Source organism: Burkholderia sp. Ac-20344 (assembly GCF_017104975.1).
Classification (GTDB): Bacteria; Pseudomonadota; Gammaproteobacteria; order Burkholderiales; family Burkholderiaceae; genus Burkholderia.
Genome location: NZ_JAAGPP010000381.1, coordinates 1 through 992, shown reverse-complemented (window position 1 = coordinate 992; position 992 = coordinate 1). Strand labels below are relative to the sequence as shown.

Sequence of the window (992 nt, the reverse complement as noted above, 5' to 3'; positions counted from 1 at the left end):
GCGATAGAGCGCGGCAAACCGGCCAAAGTCCCAGACACCGAATCGACCGCAGATCGCGGATACCGTATCGCCCGGCATTGCATTGCAGAGGGCTGCGCGGATGGCATGCATGCGGTACAGCGCCAGGTAGCGATGCGGTCCCATGCCCAGGTATCGATGAAAGACGTTGCGGACCGTGCGTTCGGATGCATCGGCAGCCACGCAGAGGTCGTCCACAAGAACCGTCGTTTCCCCCACGCACTTGAGGAAGCCCAGCGCCCTGCTCAGGATCTGCCGATGACGCGGCTTGAGGCGGATATGGGCCGCGCCATCGTCGAACGTCAGCACGGCGCGAAACACGAGGTCGATCAGCTCGGCGCGCGCTGCGAGCAAGGCGCCCGGATGGCGCAATTGATCCGGGTCGTCGCGCTCGACGCGCAAGATGCGCCGAATCGTTGCCAGTAGCGTCGGCACGCCGTTGCGACCGGTACAGACCAGATTGTTGGAGAGGAGTGTGGCGTCGAACTCGTCGACGTGCATGTGGACCCAGCGCAGGACCAATGGCGCCGATATTGCCACCGTCAGCCAGCTTGCCGCCCGCTCCGCAACGATGTGGAACATCTGATCGGGCGCCATCCAGCCGACCGTGCGGGCGTCGAAGGCATGGCCATCGACAATGGTGCATTGTTGTGCACTCAACGGAACGAAGATGTTGAAGTAGTCGGCCATGCCGACGCCCGAATAGGCAGTGGAGGCGCCCTCCCGGCCCATCATGATCGCCACGCCATCGAGGTCGATCACCTTGAGCTGCCAGTCTCGCTGTGGCCGGGACCGTAAGACATATCTTCCCTGGACGCCGTAAAGCGCCGCCTCGAACTCGTCGAACTCCGGGCAGACCAGCTTCGTCAATGGATTGCTCCTTGGGCGGCACTTCACGTGGGGTTGCCATGCCAAGTTCAGGCGACACTTGCCGATTTTACGTAGCTGGAGATTGAAGTTTCAAGAAATAATTA

At 61.7% G+C, this 992-nt stretch carries 1 protein-coding gene; it reads right to left on the bottom strand.

Annotated features, from left to right (window positions below):
- Positions 1-888: helix-turn-helix domain-containing protein (locus tag G3N64_RS39235; RefSeq protein WP_205788913.1), on the bottom strand; the 888-nt coding region annotated here is incomplete at its 3' end.
- Positions 889-992: the final 104 nt, after the last annotated feature.